We start from the raw sequence: 16,522 nt of genomic DNA, 5'->3' as shown, positions 1-16,522 counted from the left end.
ACCGCCCACAGAACGACTTCATGACCACCAAGAAGAAATCTTCCTTCACTCCCGCCCCCGACACCGTGTGGCTGTCCCGAGGGCGGCATCTCGGGCACGAGCCCGAGCAGGACGTCCGGCGCAACCTGATCGCCCTCAAGGCGGCCGGGGTGCTCGACGACTTCCTCGACCTCGATCCGGTCGAGGCGGCGCGTTCCTCCGTGCTGCACCCGCGCGACGAGGACGCCGACCCGGGCCCGCTCGCCCGTCGGCAGTTCGAGGCCCGGTGGCGGGTCGCCGACGACGTCACGGTGCGCGCACAGCTGACGACGTACGACATGGAGGCGCGCCGCAAGGAGGGCGACGGCATCGTCTGGGTGCTCGCCGCCGAGGCCGACCGGCCCTGGGACCTGGGCTGGCCGTCCCCCGCGACGATGTTCTGGCCGGACAGCGCCGTGGTCGGCTGGGACCACGACACGGTCTCGGGGCTGCGGCTGCGGGCCACGAACCATCTGCCCAAGGACCCGGACGAACTGCGGCACCAGGTCAGGGACTGGGCGCGGCGCAGCTGGTACACGCATGTCGTGGTGCACGAGGCGATGACGCCGGACGCGCGCGGTGAGCAGCCGATCACGCCGTTCCTGCCGCCGAGTCTGCGGCACCGGGTGATAGAGCACCGGGCCTCGCCCGAGCAGTCGCAGATCGCGGACGCCGCCCTGAAGCGGGAGCTGAGCGTGCGGATGCCGCGCGGCGGCGCCGTCGTGCTGCCGACACAGCCGCCACTGCCGGGCTACGACCCGGAGCGCGCGGCGGTGTCGAACGTTTTCCTGAACGGCAGCGAGCCGTCCGAACTCATCGCCAGGATCATCGAGTTCGCGACGCTGCCGAGGCCGCTGCCGGAGGACGCGGAGCAGGCCCTCGCGCGGCTGCGCAAGGGCTGGCACCTGCTGACGCCGGACGAGGAGCTGCACCACGCGCAGGACATGGTCGGCCGCTACGCCGAGGCGCTGGAGGCGATGACCAAGTCCCGTGACGCGTACAAGGAGGCGGCCGAGGCGGCGCAGTCCGCGCTGAACGAGGCACGCAAGAGCGAGGGCGTGCCGTCGAGCCTGCCGTTGACGCCGCCCGGCACGAGGCCGGACGGCTCACCGCTGAGCGCGCTGACGAAGGCCTTCGGCCGGTTCCGCGACCCGAACAGCAAGGGCTAGCGGGCGACCGGAGCGGTTCGGCTCCCGGTTTCAGTCCGACCCGGTCTCCCCCGGGTCGGACATCCGCAGCGCGATCTCCCTGAGCAGCTCGGTGGAGTTCACGTCGCCGTGTCCCTCGTCGTGCACCTTGGCGAGCTGGGTGAAGAGGAACGCGAACGCCTCGACGAGCGACACACTGGCCGGCATGAGCGCGGCGATGGTCAGTTCCGCCGCCTCTTCCGCGGTGGACCCGGCCGGGATCTCCACCGTCGGGAACACCTCCGACACCAGGCGCCCCAACTGGGACAGATCGGTGTCCAGTTCCTCTCCGTCGCTGAGCCTGCGTACCATCTCCTGCGTCTCGGTCAGCACACCGATGGCCCGCAGAATGATCTCCCTCTGTTCCATGCGGGGAGCCTATGCGGGCGCGGCGCTCACGCGTGCAACGTCGTCGCAACGTCCTGCCGCGGATACTCGTTCCCATGACCGACGTACCCCGCGTGGAGCTGACGTCCGCGGCCGCCGACCTGCTGCGGCGGCTGCGCGCGGCCCACGGTCCGCTGATGTTCCACCAGTCCGGCGGCTGCTGCGACGGCAGCGCTCCGATGTGCTATCCGGCGGGCGAGTTCCGCACCGGCGGCTCCGACGTGCTGCTCCAGGAGCTGACGGTGGAGGGGGTGGCGGAGCCCGTGTCGTTCTGGATGTCGAAGAGCCAGTACGACGTGTGGAGTCACACCCGCCTCATCGTCGATGTCGTCGAGGGCCGCGGCAGCGGCTTCTCGCTGGAGGCGCCGGAGGGCGTACGCTTTCTGATCCGTTCCCGGCTGGTCGACGCCTAGCCGTACGCTCTCCGGGGCGTGAGGGCCGTCAGCTGTCGTGTACGGCCACCAGCCCGTTGAACACGCCCACGTACGCGGTGCCGTCGGGGCCGAGTGTCACGGGCGCCCAGTTGTTGTCGTAGGCGACGCCGGTCCCGACGAGCCGCTTCCACCGGGTGGCGCCGGTGCGGAAGTCGACGGCGGTGAGGTACCAGGCGTCCACGCCGAGGGAGTTGGGTTCCTTGGTGTAGAGGTACAGCAGTCCGTTGGCGGTGGAGAGCTTCGGCACGGTGGACGGGGAGCGCACGCCGCTCTCCCACACCGTGTCGCAGCCGCTGCCGTCGGCGCGCACGTCGATCCGGGTGACACCGCCGACGACGCTGCGCCCGAAGGTGAGCGAAGTGATGTTCTCGTAGCCGTAGTTGTTCTCGACGACGAGGCTGTTCCCGTACGAGATGAGGGAGTTGTCGGTCGTGGACGCGCCGGAGCCGAAGACCGGCACCTTGCAGACCAGCCGCTCGTCGGCGGGGACGTCGGCGTCGCGCCGGTAGACGAGGACGTTCATCCGGTCGTCGGCGTTGTCGGTGATGGCGACGTAGTCGTCCTGGATGCCGAACAGGTCGGGGGTGGTGCCCGAACCCTGGTTCACGGAGCCCGGTTTGGTGCCGGTGCCGCGGTCGTACGTCTGGCGCCACACGGCCTTCGGGGTGCCGTCGGCGGTCGCGCCGAAGCTGTACAGCGCGTGGTCGGTGACGATCGAGACGCCGTCCTTCGCCACGGAGAAGGAGTTCTGGATCTCCTCCCCCTCCAGGCGGATCGACCTGATGGTGCCCGTGGCCGGGTCGACGGTGCCGACGCGGCCCTGCCGGGTCACCCACCACACGCGGCCCTGCCAGTCCGGCATCACGGAGGTGACGGGGTCGCACTCGCCGCTCGGGTAGAGGTTCGTCCAGGACGCGCAGTCGTGCGGGACGACGCCGGTCAGGTCCCAGTCGTCGGTGACCTCGAACTTCCAGCTGCCGTCCGCCGTACGGGTGTGCGCGATCCGCAGGATGTGCTGGCGAGAGTCGGCGAGGACGAGGCGGTCCTGGTCGTCGAGGTAGGAGTAGGCGCCGCCGGAGGTGTCCTTGAAGATCTTGGAGAAATCGAGCGTGGTGATGGCCTCGACGGTGGAGGGGCGCTGCGGGAGCTTGTACTCGGCGAGGGTCGCCAGGCTGTGCGGATCGAGGAGCTTGACCAGGAAGCCGGTGAAGGTGCCGCACACGGTGACGATGCGGCCCTCCTTGTCGAAGGTGACGGTGGCGCACTCGCCGCCGAGCGCGGCCATCTGCTCGCTGGTGACCTGCGGGGCGTTGCCGTTCGGGCCGCTCCACGGGTAGGTGCCGCTGCCCCAGCCGTCCGCGTGCATGCCGCTGCGGCCGTTCGCCGCGAGGTAGGGGTGCTGGTCCGGGGCCGGGCCGGGGACGGCCTGCGGCTGGGCCGGTGCGCCCGAGTACTGCGGGACGAGACGGTGGCCCGGGGCCTTGGGGATCTCGTCGGCCCCGGCACCGGCCGGGCCGGCGAGGCCGACTCCGGCCACGGTCAGCGTGACGGCGAGGGCGCGGGCGAGCTGTCTGCGAAGCGGCATGCCGCGAAGCTAGGCGCCGCCGCTTGAAGTGTCCATGCAGGGAGGGGGGTTGTTCACGAAGCCGCAACGATCACCGGGTTCCGGTCACGGTTTCAGGCTGCTGACCAGGCCCGCGGTGGCGTTGATGCCGTCATGGATGGTGGGGGCCGCGTGCGTGCCGGCGAGCAGGAACCCGAGCAGCACGCAGACCAGGGCGTGGGGGACCTTCATGGCGCCGTTGCGCAGAATGATCACCGCGACGATCAGGAGCAGTACCACGAGGGAAATGGACAGGGACATCGCCGAACCTCCTCCGCCACGTCAGCACCGTGGCTTTCGGCCGCAAGTGTGGCGCAGCGGAGGGCGTTCGGCGGGGCACGACCTGTCCCCCGAAAGAGTGTTGACTGCGGGTCACCGCGGAGCGGTCACCGTGGGCGGGTCAGTGGTCGTGGGCGTCGAGGAACGCTTCGAGGCCCGCGAGGTCGTCGGTGTTCAGGTGATCGACACCGGCGGCGATCAACTCGCCCCACACGGCGTCCCGTTCGGGTCCCGCCACATCGGGGGTGGCCCAGAACCGGACACGCTGTCCGCGCGCGTGGGCGGCGGCGACGATGCCGCGCAGCCTGTCGCGTTCGGCGGCGGGCATCGGGCCGACGCCCAGCCAGGTGAAGGTGTTCGTCCAGTTGTCGCTGATGAGTGGGATGAAGGAGGCGGGGTCCGCGGTGCCGAGGTCGGCGAGACGGCCGTCGTAGAAGGCGCTGCGGGTGCGCTGGGCCGCGATGACCGGGCCTGCGGCGCGGTCGCCGGAGACGACGGCGGTGACCGGGCCCGTGTGCACCTTGCCGTGTGCGTAGGTCGTGAACAGGCCACGGTGACGGCGTAGTTGGCGGTCGAGTTCGCGGTAGGTCGCGTCGCCCTCGGTCTTGATGTCGACGAGGAGCTGGAGCGGCAGCCGCCACCCCTGGTACACCGAGCCGTGCCGGTCGCGGACCCGGGCGGCGAGCGGGGCGAGGTAGAGGGATTCGAGGGTGCGGGCCGGATCGAGGTCGACGGGGTCGTGGGCGACGAGGAGGTCGCCGTCGACGAGGTAGATGTCGGCCTCGACGCTGTTGAACCGGTGGTCGAGGGCGTCGAACAGCGGGCGCGGGTGGTCGTAGTCGTTGTGGGCGTGGGCGCGGAGCAGCGGCTTCGGGTCGCGCCGCCGTCCGCCGGCGTGGGCGAGTTGCGGTGCGGCGACACCGGTGGCCAGTACGGCGGCGAGCGCGCCGAGGGCTCTGCGGCGGGTGGTCGGTGCCATGTGTGCCTCCCGTGGTGGGCCGGTGGGACACGGGCGAGTATGCGGGGCTCGTGGCACTGATGGGCAGCCCTGGAAGGGGAGTTGGCCGGACCGCCGCCTGCGGTTCATCCGGGGCGGTCCGGGTGGCGTCACCCCGGGCTACGTCGCCCGCTCCGCCGCGCTGCGCTCGACGCAGAACTCGTTGCCCTCCGGGTCCTGGAGGGTCACCCAGCCCGTGCCGTCGGGGCGGCGGTGGTCGCCCTGGAGGGTGGCGCCCAGGGCGAGCAGCCGGTCGACCTCCTCGTCCCGGGTGCGGTCCTGCGGCTGGAGGTCTACGTGCAGGCGGTTCTTCGCGGCCTTGCCCTCGGGGACGCGGATGAAGAGGACGCCCACCGACGCGCTCTCCACCAGCGCCTCAGGGTCGCCCGGTTGGTCCTCGTCGGTGACGGCTCCCCCGAGGGCTTCGGCCCAGAAACCGGCGAGGGTGTAAGGGTCGGCGCAGTCGATGGTCACGTGGCGGATGAGTGACGTCATGCCCGTGAAGAGATCACGGGCATGACGTCACTGTCCATCGGATTGATCCGGCGGTCGCTCAGGGCGTCCGGAGATCGACCAGTTCGGCCAGTTCCTCCCGGTGGCGGCCCGCGGTGCCGAGCGCGATCGCGTCGGACTTGGCGCGCTTGAGGTAGAGGTGGATCGGGTGCTCCCAGGTCATGCCGATGCCACCGTGCAGTTGCAGCGCCTCCTCGGCCACGTGCACGGCGACGGGTGCCGCGTACGCCTGGGCGACGGCGACGGCCACGTCGGTGTCGTCGCTGCCGGTGGCGAGCGCGTCGGCCGCGTTGCGGGCCGTTGCGCGGGCGTTGACCAATTCCAGCCACAGCTGGGCGAGCCGGTGCTTGAGCGCCTGGAAGGAGCCGACGGGCCGGTTGAACTGGTGGCGCTCGCGTGTGTAGCGCACGGTCTCCGTCAACAGCCAGTCGGAGAGGCCGAGCTGCTCCGAGGCGAGCAGTCCGGCACCGGCGCGCAGGGCGCGGCGCACGGCGGGTGCGGCGGTGTCGGCGAGGAGCCGTCCGGCGGCGGCCTCGAAGGTGACGCCGGCCAGCGGACGCGTCGGGTCGAAGGAGGTCTGCGGTGCGACCGTGACCCCGTCGGCCGAGGCGTCCACGGCGAACAGGCCCGCGGACGTGGGCACGAGGAACACGTCGGCGAAGGCCGCGTCCGCGACCCCGGTGACCCGCCCGGTCAGGGTGGAGTCCGTGGCGCGTACGTCCTTGAACTCCCGGCCGGGCGTCGCCGACAGCGGGACGGTGAGCGCGCCGACGGTGCGGCCCGAGGCGAGCGCGGACAGCAGGGTCTCGGCCTCGGCGCCGACGCAGGCGAGCAGCGCCTCGGTGGCGATGACGGCGCTCGTCAGGTAGGGGACGGGGGCGACGGCGCGGCCCAGCTCCTCCAGGACGACGGCGGCCTCCCGGTGCGAGGCGCCCTGTCCGCCGCGCTCCTCGGGCACGAGAAGGCCGGCCAGCCCCATGCTCTCGGCGAGGTTCTTCCACAGGGCCCGGTCGTGCGGCTCGTCGCTCTCGATCCGCGCGAGCACGGCCGGGGCGGCGCAGTGGTCGGTGAGCAGGTCGCGGACCGCCGAGCGGAGCGCTTCCTCGTCCTCGGAGTAGAGGAGGTCGGGCTGTGTGCTCATCGTGAGAGGTCCTTCCAGGCGACGTCCTTGTCGGTGCGGGGCTCGGGCGGCAGGCCCAGCACGCGCTCGGCGACGATGTTCAGCAGGACCTCGCTCGTCCCGCCCTCGATGCTGTTGCCCTTGGCGCGCAGGTAGCGGTATCCGGCGTCGCGGCCCGCGAAGTCGACGATCTCCGGGCGGCGCATCGTCCAGTCGTCGTACAACAGGCCCTCCTCGCCGAGGAGTTCCAGCTCGAGACCGCTGATCTGCTGGTTGAGGCGGGCGAAGCCGAGCTTCATGCCGGCGCCCTCGGGCCCGGGGTGTCCGGCGACGAGCTGCTGGCGCAGGCGTTCGCCGGTGAGCCGGGCGACCTCGGCCTCGACCCACAGGGTCATCAGGCGCTGGTGCAGGTCGTGCGTGCGCAGTTCGGGGCGCTCGCGCCAGGTGTCGGCGACGATGCCGATCAGGCCGCCCTCGCGCGGGATGCGCATGCCGCCGATGGCGACGCGCTCGTTGTTGAGGGTGGTCTGGGCGACCTTCCAGCCGTCGCCGATCTCGCCGAGCCGGTGGGCGTCGGGGATCCGGACGTCGGTGAGGAAGACCTCGTTGAACTCGGCCTCGCCGGTGATCTGGCGCAGCGGCCGCACCTCGACGCCGGGGTCGGTCATGTCGCACACGAAGTACGTGATGCCCCGGTGCTTGGGCACGTCCGGGTCGGTACGCGCGATGAGGATGGCGAACCGGGAGTTGTGCGCGCCGGACGTCCACACCTTCTGCCCGTTGACGACCCAGTCGTCGCCCTCGCGGACGGCGCGGGTACCGAGCGCGGCGAGGTCGGATCCGGCGCCGGGCTCGCTGAACAGCTGGCACCACACCTCCTCACCGGTCCACAGCGGCTTGAGGAACCGCTGCTTCTGCTCCTCGGTGCCGTAGCGCAGGATGGTGGGGGCGGCCATGCCGAGCCCGATCCCGTTGCGCCGGGGGTCGTTGTCGGGGGCGCCCGCCGCCTCCAGCTCGGTGTCCACGACGGCCTGCAGGGCGCGCGGCGCGTCGAGACCGCCGAGGCCCTCCGGGTAGTGCACCCAGGCGAGGCCGGCGTCGAAGCGGGCGCTGAGGAACTCCTCGCGCGGGGTGGTCGCGACCGGGTGCGCGGCCAGGAACTCCTGGGTCAGCGCGTGCAGTCGCGCGGCGTCGACGCTCATGCGGCGGCTCCTTCCGTACGGGCGTGGAGACCGGGCACCACGACGACGCGGCCGGTGGTGACGCCGTCCGCGACGCGCTGCACGGCGGACGGTGCGTCGGCGAGGTCGACGCGGTCGCTGACGAGGGGCTTGATGGCGCCGCGCGCGGCCAGCTCGGTGAGCTTCTCGTGGCAGTGCGGGATGAGCCCGGGGTTCTTCTGGGCGTACAGGCCCCAGTGCAGACCCATGATCGAGTAGTTCTTCACCAGCGCGTGGTTGAGCGCGGGGGCCGGGATGCTGCCCGAGGCGAAGCCGACCACGACGATCCGGCCCTCGAAGGCGACGGTCTTCGCCGACTGCTGGTAGGCGTCGCCGCCCACGGGGTCGTAGATCACGTCGGCGCCGCGTCCGCCGGTCGCCTCCTTGACCGCGGCGATGACATCGTCGGAGCGCCGGTCGACGACGACGTCGCAGCCCAGCTCCTGGGCGACCTTGGCCTTGTCGGGGCCGCCGACGACGCCGATGACCCGGGCGCCCGCGGCCTTGCCGAGCTGGACGGCGGCGCTGCCGACCCCGCCCGCGGCGGCGTGCACGAGCAGCGTCTCGCCCTCCTGGAGGCGGGCGCGCTGGTGCAGGCCGAACCAGCCGGTCTGGTACCCGATGTGCAGCGCGGCCGTCTCGGCGTCGTCGAGGGCGTCCGGGGCGGGCAGCAGCGCGCGGGCGTCGGCGACGGCGTACTCGGCGAAGCCGCCGTACGGCAGAGCCGGGTTGGCGATGACGCGGCGGCCGTCCTCGGTCTCGCCGCAGATCTCCACTCCGGGGGTGAACGGCAGCGGCGGCCTGACCTGGTACTGGCCGCGGCAGAGCAGCGCGTCCGGGAAGTTGATGTTGGCGGCGCGCACCTTGAGCAGGACCTGCCCCTCGCCGGGCTCGGGACGCGCCACCTCCTCCAGGCGCATCACCTCGCTCGGCTCGCCGTTCTCGTGCACTTGCCATGCCTGCATGCGGGGCCTCCACGGGACTGCTTCGTCAAACCGGGTTCCGCTGCATACTAAGCGGTCGCTTGCCCGTCTGTGAATGCCCTGGCCACGCTCACTCGTCACCCTTGGCCCGAGCGGGCCGTGCCCGTACGTGCATGCGCTCACCCTGCGGCCCGAAGAGGCTCAGGAACTCGGCGGGCCCCTCCCCCGTCGACCCGAACCAGTGCGGCACCCGGGTGTCGAACTCGGCGGCCTCACCGGGGCCGAGGATCACGTCGTGCTCGCCCAGGACGATCCGCAGCCTGCCGGAGAGCATGTAGATCCACTCGTAGCCCTCGTGGGTCTGCGGGTCGGGTTCGGTCACCCGGTTCGGCTCGATGATCTTGTAGGCCTGGAGGCCGCCCGGCTGCCGGGTCAGCGGGATCATCGTCCGGCCGTGCCGCACGACGGGCTTCGCGCCGCGCACCCGGGGGTCGCCGACCGGCGGGGCGCCGACCAGCTCGTCCAGCGGGACCTGGTGGGCGCGGGCGATGGGCAGCAGCAGCTCCAGGCTCGGCTTGCGCAGCCCGGACTCCAGTCGGGAGAGCGTGCTGACGGAGATGCCCGTGGTCTCGGAGAGGCCGGAGAGGGTGGCGCCGCGCTCCTTGCGCAGGGCGCGCAGGCGCGGCCCGACGCCGGACAGCACCTCACCCATGCTCGCTTCCGGCCCGGCGTCGGCTTCGTCATCGTGTGCGTTCATGAATCCATTGCAGTTTCGGCAAAGCCGTTTGTCAATCCGGCGAGCGATCCCGCACCGTCGAAAGCGACGAGGTCAGCCGGTACTCAGATGAGGTGAGCCCCATGAACAGCACGAACAGCACGAGCGGCGTCGAGAAGGACAGGTACGAGGTCGTGGTCGTCGGCGGGGCCACGGCGGGCCTGTCGGCGGCGCTGATCCTCGGTCGCTCGCGCCGCTCGGTCCTGGTGGTCGACGCGGGCGAGCCGCGCAACGCGCCGGCCGCGCACATGCAGGGCTACCCGTCCCGCGACGGGATGCCGCCCGCGGAGTTCCTGGCCGAGGTACGCCGGGAGGTCACCGGATACGGCGTGGAGCTGGTCTCGGACCGGGTGACGGCGGCGGAGCCGGACGGAGAGGGCGAGTTCGACGTGACGCTCGCGTCCGGCGGCCGGGTGCACGCGCGCCGCCTGGTGATCGCGACGGGCCTGGTGGACGAGCTGCCGGAGGTGCCCGGCGTCGCCGAACGCTGGGGCAGGGACGTCCTGCACTGCCCGTTCTGCCACGGGTGGGAGGTCCGGGACCGGGCGATCGGCGTGCTGTACCGGGAGGCGACCGGTATCCATCAGGCACTGCTGTTCAGCCAGCTCTCCGGCGACGTGACGCTCTTCCTCGACGGCACGGACGCCGACGGCCTGCCGGACGACGACTGGCAGCTGCTGGCCGCCGCAGGGGTGAGCGTGGCCGTGGGCGCGGTCGACCGGCTCGTGGTGACGGACGACCGGCTGACCGGGGTGCGGCTCGCGGGCGGCCGGGAGTTCGCGCGGGAGGTGTTCGTCGTGCCCACCCGTACGGTGCCGCGCGACGGCCTGCTGTCCGCACTGGGCGCCACGACGAAGGAGACCCCCGCGGGGCCGTTCGTCGACGTGGACCCGACCGGGCAGACGAGTGTGCCGGGCGTGTGGGCCGTGGGGAACGCGGCGGGCCCTGCCGAGCAGGTCGTCAACGCGGCGAGCGCGGGGTACCGGGCGGGTGCCTTCATCAACGCCCAGCTGGTGATGTCCGACGCGGCCCGGGGCGCCGCGCTGCGACGGGCCGGGGCGTTCTCGCCCGAGGGCGAGCGGGCGGTGGCCGCGGCGCGCACCAAGTCCGGCACGGCAGTGGCAAGTTGACGGCGCAGCGGGTATCCATGCCCGCATGACGACGCCTGCCGCACCCGGACTGCCCGCTCCTCCGCCGCTCGGTGCGTCGGCGCTGCCCCCGGGCACGTACGACGGCCGGCTGGTCCTGGTGACCGGCGGCGGGACCGGGCTCGGCCGGGCGATCGCGGCCGAGTTCGCCCGCCTCGGCGCGGACGTGATGATCGCGAGCCGCAAGGGGGAGCATCTGGCGCCGGCCCGCGAGGAGCTGGCGGCGCTCGAGGGCGCGGGCAAGGTGACGGCGGCGACCTGTGACATCCGGGACGCGGGCCGGATCACGGAGGTCTTCGACGCGGCGTGGGCGGCGCACGGCCGCGCCCCGGACGTCCTGGTGAACAACGCGGCGGCCAACTTTCCGGTTCCGGCCGAGGAGTTGAGCCCCAACGGCTGGCGGTCGGTCGTCGACATCACGCTCAACGGCACGTTCTTCATGACCCGCGAGTTCGGCCGTCGGCATCTGGCGGCGGGCACCGCGGGGTCGGTGCTCGCCGTGGGCGCGTCGTACGCGTGGACCGGTGGGCCCGGCTTCGCGCACAGCGCGGCGGCGAAGGCCGGGGTGAAGAACCTGGTGGAGACGCTGGCCGTGGAGTGGGGCCCGTACGGCATCCAGGTCAACGGCCTGGTGCCGGGGCTCATGCCGCACGAGGACATGACGCCGGCGATCCGCGCGAACCTGGACCGGTCCGACGCCCCCGGCGCCCGCCAGCCCGCGCTGCGGGTGGGCGCGCCGCGCGAACTGGGCTGGGCGGCCACGTTCCTCGCCTCCCCCTACGCCCGGTTCATCAGCGGGCACACCCTGGTGGTGGACGGGGCGAACTGGCAGCGCCGCGACCTGGTGAACGCGCCGGTGACGACGGTGCGGGAGCAGTTGGGGCGGGGTCCGTTCACCCCCTAGGACACGGCACGCCGCTCCGGGAGGGCGCCCCGACCGGCGCCGATTCCCTGTCTGCTCCGGGGCCCGTGTCGCTACCATGCGTACGGTCACGCGATTCAGTCCCTCGGCGGGGCCGTGGACGACTCCGGCCGATGGGGGCGCTCATGAAGACTCCGGCCACGCACTGGCGCGCACTGGCCGGTACCGACGGCCCCCTCGTGGGACGGCAGTTCCGGCAACCCGATCTCCTTCCGCGCGCCGCGCCGTTCGCCCTGGTCTCCGTCGCGGCCACGACCGGAGTCCTGGTGCCGGACGGAGCTGTGGAGTCCTGGCCCGCGTATCTCGGCAGCGTCGTGCTCCTGGCGCTGTGCGCCGGGGGTTTCCTGCTTCCCTGGGGGCGGTTGCCGAGCTGGTCCCCGGTGCTGATGCCCCTGCTGTGCACGGCGTCCGTCCTGGAGCTGATCCTGGCGACAGGCGCCGCGTCGGGGATCGGGCTCGTCCTGCTGGTGCCGCTGATCTGGACAGTGCTGTTCCATCGACGCTGGGAGTCGGCGTGCGTGGTCACCGCGGTCGTGGTCGTCCAGGCGGTGTCGTCGGTCGCCCAGGCCACGCCCGATGTCGTCGTCGCGCGGCGGATCGTGCTCTGGAGCGCGCTCGGCGCGCTGATCGCGGTCGCCACCCACGGTCTGCGGGACCGGATCAGCAGTTCGCTCGTCTCCAACACGGCGCTTCAGGCGGAGGTGCGCGAGCTCTCGCTGGCCCGCGAGCGGGAGCGGATCGCCGCCCGGCTCCGCGAGGGCGTGGTGCGGAAGGTCTTCGACACGGGTCTGGAGCTGCACGGCACCGCGGCGATGATCGGCGAGGGGGCCGCGCGCACCCGGCTGCTGCACTGTGTGGCCGAACTGGACGACGCGATCCGGGCCTTGCGGCAGAGCGTGTTCGAGCTCGGCGAGAACCCTGAGGGCCCGCACGACCCGGCCGGTGCGGGATCGGCAGGACCGGCAGGACCGGCAGGACCGGCAGAATCGGGGGAGCACTGACCGCGGGGCGGCTCACGCTCCCCGGAAGTCCGGGGGCCTGCGCCGCGCCTTCGCGGTGAACCCCTCCGTCGCGTCGTCGGAGGTGAGCGTGAGCGCCGCGCTCATCGCCACGCGGTCGAGAGCGGCGTCGAGGCCCGCGTCGGCGTAGGCGTCGATGTCGCGTTTGACGGACTGCACGGCCAGGGGCGCGTTCGCCGCGATCTCCTGCGCCACGGTGCGGGCCGCCTGCTCCAAGTCGGCCCCGGAAGAGATCTGTTGGAGCAGGCCCAGCCGCCACGCGGTGTCCGCGTCGATGCGCCGCCCGGTCAGCGCGAGGAACTTGGCCCAGCCGGCTCCGGCCTCGCGCGCGATGCGCAGATCACCGCCCGCGTCGACCGCCACCCCCAACTGCGCCTCCGGCAGCGCGAACACGGCGTCGTCGGCGGCGATCCGGACGTCCGCCATGAGGGCGAGCTCGAAGCCGAAGCCGAGGCAGTACCCGCGCACGGCCGCGACGACGGGCTGCGGCAGGCGCGCGAACGCGGCGAACCGCTCGTGCGCCCATCGGATGCCTTCGTAGTAGCCGCGGCTGCGGGCCGATCCGCTCTCCCCCTCGATCCCGCCGCCGGGCGCGGTGACGTCGATGCCCGCGCAGAAGGCACGCCCCTCGGCGCGCAGCAGGACGACCCGGATCCGGTCGTCGAACCGGATCCGGTCGGCCAGCACCCCGAGCTGACGGCTCGACTCCCAGCTCCAGGCGTTCAGTTTGGCCGGGCGGCACAGCGTGAGCACCCCGATGCCGTCCTTCCCGACGTCCAGGCGAAGCCGCCGCTCGTCCCCGTCGGGGATGGAGGTGTCGGTCGTGTCGATCATGCGGCCCCCAGCCGGTCGTCGGCGTCCCTGGCGGCGCGCAGCGTAGCGGCCCTGCCTCACACCTTGAAGAGCCGTGCACCCACCAGGGGGTAGACACTGTCTACGCGAATCGAGTAGACAGTGTCTATGACAACGGGCGAGGACAGTTCGGGGATCGGCGGCAGCGGAAACGGCCTGCGGGACCGGCTCATCGACACCGGGGTGGCCCTGGTGGAGGCGGAGGGCGCGGCGGCCCTGTCGTTGCGGGAGATCGCCCGCCGCGCGGGGGTCTCGCACGGCGCGCCGCGCCGCTACTTCCCCACGCACCTGGAGCTGCTCTCGGCGATCGCGCGCCGGGGCTTCACGCACCTCGGCGCGGAGGCGGCGCGCGCGCTGGACGGGGCCGGACGGGAGCCGCGTGCCCGGCTCGCCGTCCTGGCCGGCAGCTATCTCGCCTTCGCGGCGGACCATCGCGGCATGTACGAGCTGATGTTCCGTCACGATCTGCTGGAGTCGAACGAACTGGGCCTGCGGGAGACGAGCCTGCCGCTGTTCGGACTGCTGACGGAGCTGGTGGCAAAGGTGCGTCCGGGGGCGGAACCCTCCGTGGTGGCGGCCGCGTTGTGGGCGAACCTGCACGGTGTCGCCCAGCTGTGGGGCTGGGGCAGCCTTCAACTGGCCGCGGGCACCGACGACATGGCACCGCTGCTGGCGTCGGTGCTCGACGCACACCTGGGCCCGGCACCCCGGTGAAGGGCCGCACCACGCGCCGCGTCACCCTCGCGGGCAGTGTCGTCGGCGCCGTCCTCGTGGCCCTCGACGGCACCGTGCTGACCATCGCCCAGCCCGCGCTCCAGCGTGATCTGGGTGCCTCTCTCGCTCAGGTGCAGTGGACGAGTACGGGCTATCTGATCGCGGTGGCGAGTCTGCTCGTCCTCGCCGGGCGGCTCGGCGACCGGTACGGGCACCGGCGGCTCTTCGGGTACGGGATGCTCGGGTTCGCGGCGGCCTCGGCGGGCATCGGGTGCGCGCCCGGCATCGGCGCGGTGATCGCGCTGCGCGTCCTCCAGGGTGCCTGCGGGGCGCTGTTGCAGCCGGCGACGCTCGGCATGCTGCGCGCCGCGTATCCGCCGGACGAGCTGGCCATGCCGATCGCCCTGCGCACCAGCGCCATCGGCGTCGCGGCGGCCGCGGGCCCGCTGGTCGGCGGGGTGCTCACGGCCCATCTGGGCTGGCGCTCGGTGTTCTTCCTGGGTGTGGTGCCGGCCGTGGCGATCGCACTGCTCGTGCTGGGCGTACGGGACGAGGAGGCGCCCGTCGAGCGGCGCGGGGCCGGACTCGACGCGGGCGGCACGCTCCTGCTGGGCGCGGCCCTCGCCTGCCTGGTGACGGTGCTGGTCACCCTGCCCGGAGCGGGCTGGACTGCGGTGCCGACGGGGGCTCTGGCCGGGACCTGCGCGGCCACGGTGGCCTTCGTCCGGCACGAGCGGCGCGCCCCGGACCCGCTCCTCTCCCCCGCCCTGCTGGCCTCCCCGGTGGTGGCCGCCGCGCTCGGCGTGCTGCTGTCCGCGTCGGCGGCGCTGTTCGGCACGCTGTTCACGGCGACGTACTTCCTTCAGGACGTCCTCGGGCTCGACGCGCTGGGCACGGCCCTGCGGATGCTGCCCACCGCACTGTGCATGGTGCTCGCGGCGCCGCTCGGCGCGGTGCTGCTGCGCCGCTACGGGGCGCGGCCCACGACGTCCTGCGGATTGCTGCTGCTGGCGGCCGGTGTCTTCGGTTTCGGCCGCCTCGACACCGGGGCGGGCGCATGGGCCGTCGCGGCGTGCGCGTTCGCCATGGGCGCCGGGTTCGGCACGGTCATGGTCACCGCGACCGAGGTCCTGGTACGCCGGGCCCGGCGGGTGGACGCCGGGGTGGCGGGTGGTCTGCAGCAGACGGCGATGAACATCGGCCCGACGCTCGGGGTGGCGACGGCGACGACGCTGCTGGCGGGCGGGGACTTCGTGGCGTCGATGGGTACGGCGCTGACGGTGCTCGCGGGGCTGGTGTGCCTGGCGGTCCTGGCCGCGCAGAGACTCCCGTCGGCGGCGCGGCCCACCGGCTGAAATCCTAGTGCGGGATGCCGTCGATCAGTTCGCGGGCGCCCTGGCGCAGCAGTGCGACCGCGACCGACATGCCGAGCGTCGTGGGGTCCAGGGGGCCCGCCCACTCCTGGGCGTTGAGCACTCGCTTGCCGTCGGGCGTGAACACGCACGCCCGCAGGGACAGATCGCCGTTGCGCTCCGAGCGCGCGTATCCGGCCACGGGCGAGTTGCAGTGGCCCTGGAGGACGTGCAGGAACATCCGCTCGGCGCTCGCCTCCCGCCAGGTGTCGTGGTGCCCGAGGCCGCTGACGGCGTCCAGCGTGCCCTCGTCGTCGGCGCGGCACTGCAGGGCGAGGATCCCGGCGCCGATCGGCGGGCACATCGCCTCGGGCGAGAGGACGTCGGTGACCACGTCCAGGCGCCCGATCCGTTCGAGGCCGGAGAGCGCGAGGAGCAGCACGTCCGCGTCTCCCGCCGCCATCTTCTCCAGGCGCCGGTTGGCGTTGCCCCGCATCGGGACGCACTCCAGATGCGGGTGGCTCGCGGCGAGTTGGGCGACACGGCGGACGGACGAGGTGCCGACCCGCGTGCCCTCCGGGAGTTCGTCGAGCCTGCGGCCGGCCGGGTCGATCAGCGCGTCCCGGACGTCGTCGCGCTTCAGGTACGCGCCGAACGTGCACCCCTCCGGCAGCGGGCGGTCCGCCGGGATGTCCTTCAGGCAGTGCACGGCGAGGTCGGCACGGCCGTCGAGCAGCGCCTGGTCGACCTCCTTGGTGAAGGCGCCCTTCCCGCCGAGCTGCGCCAGGTCGCCCATCCACTTGTCACCGCTGGTCGTGACGGGGACGACCTCGGTGCGGAGGTCCGGATGGAGTGCGGCGAGTTCGGCGCGGACGCGCTCCACCTGGGCGAGAGCCATGGGCGATGAGCGGGAGACGATACGGATCAACTCGGGTGCCATCCCGCCACGATAGTCGCCTCCGCTCCCGTGCCGGTGCGTTGTGGGGCCGGGGTGCCGGTCGGGCGCGGCTCCGGTGGAAATGGCCCGCGCCCCCAGCTGGTACTTCGCCCGCGGCTTTC

General features: G+C 72.8%; 18 protein-coding genes. 7 read left to right on the top strand and 11 right to left on the bottom strand.

The genetic code is table 11. From position 1 onward, the window contains the following. The first annotated feature begins 20 nt into the window (after positions 1 to 20). Positions 21 to 1,187: a hypothetical protein gene (locus tag ABT127_RS21065; protein WP_351452076.1), complete on the top strand. Its 1,167-nt coding sequence runs from the start codon at positions 21 to 23 to the stop codon at positions 1,185 to 1,187. 30 nt (positions 1,188 to 1,217) lie between these two features. On the opposite strand, the gene ABT127_RS21060 is transcribed toward ABT127_RS21065, so the two are convergent. Then, the gene (locus tag ABT127_RS21060; protein WP_351452073.1) at positions 1,218 to 1,574 is read right to left on the bottom strand and encodes a hypothetical protein; all 357 of its coding nucleotides are present in this window, start codon (positions 1,572 to 1,574) and stop codon (positions 1,218 to 1,220) included. Between the two features lie 74 nt (positions 1,575 to 1,648). Between ABT127_RS21060 and ABT127_RS21055 the strand changes: the two genes are divergently transcribed. After that, on the top strand, positions 1,649 to 2,005 hold the full coding sequence (locus ABT127_RS21055; RefSeq protein WP_351452070.1) for a DUF779 domain-containing protein: 357 nt from the start codon (positions 1,649 to 1,651) through the stop codon (positions 2,003 to 2,005). A 28-nt stretch (positions 2,006 to 2,033) separates the two neighbouring features. Here the strand turns inward: ABT127_RS21055 and ABT127_RS21050 are convergent, their stop codons facing one another. The 8 genes from ABT127_RS21050 to ABT127_RS21015 form a co-directional block, all read right to left on the bottom strand. Next, on the bottom strand, positions 2,034 to 3,611 hold the full coding sequence (locus ABT127_RS21050; RefSeq protein WP_351452067.1) for a hypothetical protein: 1,578 nt from the start codon (positions 3,609 to 3,611) through the stop codon (positions 2,034 to 2,036). 84 nt (positions 3,612 to 3,695) lie between these two features. Then, the gene (locus tag ABT127_RS21045) at positions 3,696 to 3,890 is read right to left on the bottom strand and encodes a hypothetical protein (RefSeq protein WP_351452064.1); all 195 of its coding nucleotides are present in this window, start codon (positions 3,888 to 3,890) and stop codon (positions 3,696 to 3,698) included. Positions 3,891 to 4,029: 139 nt separating this feature from the next. Further along, positions 4,030 to 4,887, bottom strand: a complete 858-nt coding sequence (locus ABT127_RS21040) for a phosphatidylinositol-specific phospholipase C/glycerophosphodiester phosphodiesterase family protein (RefSeq protein WP_351452061.1) — start codon at positions 4,885 to 4,887, stop codon at positions 4,030 to 4,032. 138 nt (positions 4,888 to 5,025) lie between these two features. Beyond that, entirely contained in the window at positions 5,026 to 5,400 is a 375-nt protein-coding gene (locus ABT127_RS21035; RefSeq protein ID WP_351452059.1) for a VOC family protein, read from the bottom strand. Between the two features lie 58 nt (positions 5,401 to 5,458). Further along, on the bottom strand, positions 5,459 to 6,559 hold the full coding sequence (locus ABT127_RS21030; protein ID WP_351452057.1) for an acyl-CoA dehydrogenase family protein: 1,101 nt from the start codon (positions 6,557 to 6,559) through the stop codon (positions 5,459 to 5,461). Beyond that, positions 6,556 to 7,740: an acyl-CoA dehydrogenase family protein gene (locus ABT127_RS21025; RefSeq protein WP_351452054.1), complete on the bottom strand. Its 1,185-nt coding sequence runs from the start codon at positions 7,738 to 7,740 to the stop codon at positions 6,556 to 6,558. The genes ABT127_RS21030 and ABT127_RS21025 overlap by 4 nt, the downstream gene beginning before the upstream one ends. Then, positions 7,737 to 8,723 carry an NADPH:quinone oxidoreductase family protein gene (locus ABT127_RS21020; protein WP_351452051.1) on the bottom strand — a complete coding sequence of 329 codons (987 nt, stop codon included), beginning with the start codon at positions 8,721 to 8,723 and terminating at the stop codon, positions 7,737 to 7,739. Before ABT127_RS21020 ends, ABT127_RS21025 begins: the two co-directional genes overlap by 4 nt. 88 nt (positions 8,724 to 8,811) lie before the next feature. Further along, positions 8,812 to 9,438, bottom strand: a complete 627-nt coding sequence (locus ABT127_RS21015) for a helix-turn-helix domain-containing protein (protein ID WP_351452049.1) — start codon at positions 9,436 to 9,438, stop codon at positions 8,812 to 8,814. Between the two features lie 101 nt (positions 9,439 to 9,539). On the opposite strand from ABT127_RS21015, the gene ABT127_RS21010 reads away from it, so the two are divergent. From ABT127_RS21010 to ABT127_RS21000, 3 genes are all read left to right on the top strand, one after another. Next, on the top strand, positions 9,540 to 10,586 hold the full coding sequence (locus ABT127_RS21010; RefSeq protein WP_351452046.1) for an NAD(P)/FAD-dependent oxidoreductase: 1,047 nt from the start codon (positions 9,540 to 9,542) through the stop codon (positions 10,584 to 10,586). A gap of 25 nt (positions 10,587 to 10,611) precedes the next feature. Continuing rightward, entirely contained in the window at positions 10,612 to 11,508 is an 897-nt protein-coding gene (locus ABT127_RS21005) for an SDR family oxidoreductase (RefSeq protein ID WP_351452043.1), read from the top strand. A 143-nt stretch (positions 11,509 to 11,651) separates the two neighbouring features. Further along, positions 11,652 to 12,527, top strand: coding sequence for a sensor histidine kinase (locus ABT127_RS21000; protein ID WP_351452040.1), 876 nt, complete (start codon positions 11,652 to 11,654; stop codon positions 12,525 to 12,527). Positions 12,528 to 12,539: 12 nt separating this feature from the next. Here ABT127_RS21000 and ABT127_RS20995 read toward each other — a convergent pair whose 3' ends face one another. Further along, entirely contained in the window at positions 12,540 to 13,379 is an 840-nt protein-coding gene (locus ABT127_RS20995) for an enoyl-CoA hydratase/isomerase family protein (RefSeq protein WP_351452037.1), read from the bottom strand. Positions 13,380 to 13,505: 126 nt separating this feature from the next. On the opposite strand from ABT127_RS20995, the gene ABT127_RS20990 reads away from it, so the two are divergent. Beyond that, entirely contained in the window at positions 13,506 to 14,111 is a 606-nt protein-coding gene (locus ABT127_RS20990; protein ID WP_351452034.1) for a TetR/AcrR family transcriptional regulator, read from the top strand. Further along, a complete protein-coding gene (locus ABT127_RS20985; protein WP_351452031.1) occupies positions 14,108 to 15,466 on the top strand; it encodes an MFS transporter in 1,359 nt (452 codons plus the stop codon). The genes ABT127_RS20990 and ABT127_RS20985 overlap by 4 nt, the downstream gene beginning before the upstream one ends. Before the next feature lie 4 nt (positions 15,467 to 15,470). Here ABT127_RS20985 and hemC read toward each other — a convergent pair whose 3' ends face one another. After that, a complete protein-coding gene (gene hemC / locus ABT127_RS20980; RefSeq protein WP_351452029.1) occupies positions 15,471 to 16,403 on the bottom strand; it encodes a hydroxymethylbilane synthase in 933 nt (310 codons plus the stop codon). Positions 16,404 to 16,522: the final 119 nt, after the last annotated feature.

Source organism: Streptomyces sp. NPDC001904, from assembly GCF_040297005.1.
In the GTDB taxonomy this organism is placed as follows: domain Bacteria; phylum Actinomycetota; class Actinomycetes; order Streptomycetales; family Streptomycetaceae; genus Streptomyces.
The sequence above is the reverse complement of the archived record's forward strand: the minus strand, read 5'-3'. Positions and strand labels throughout refer to the sequence as shown.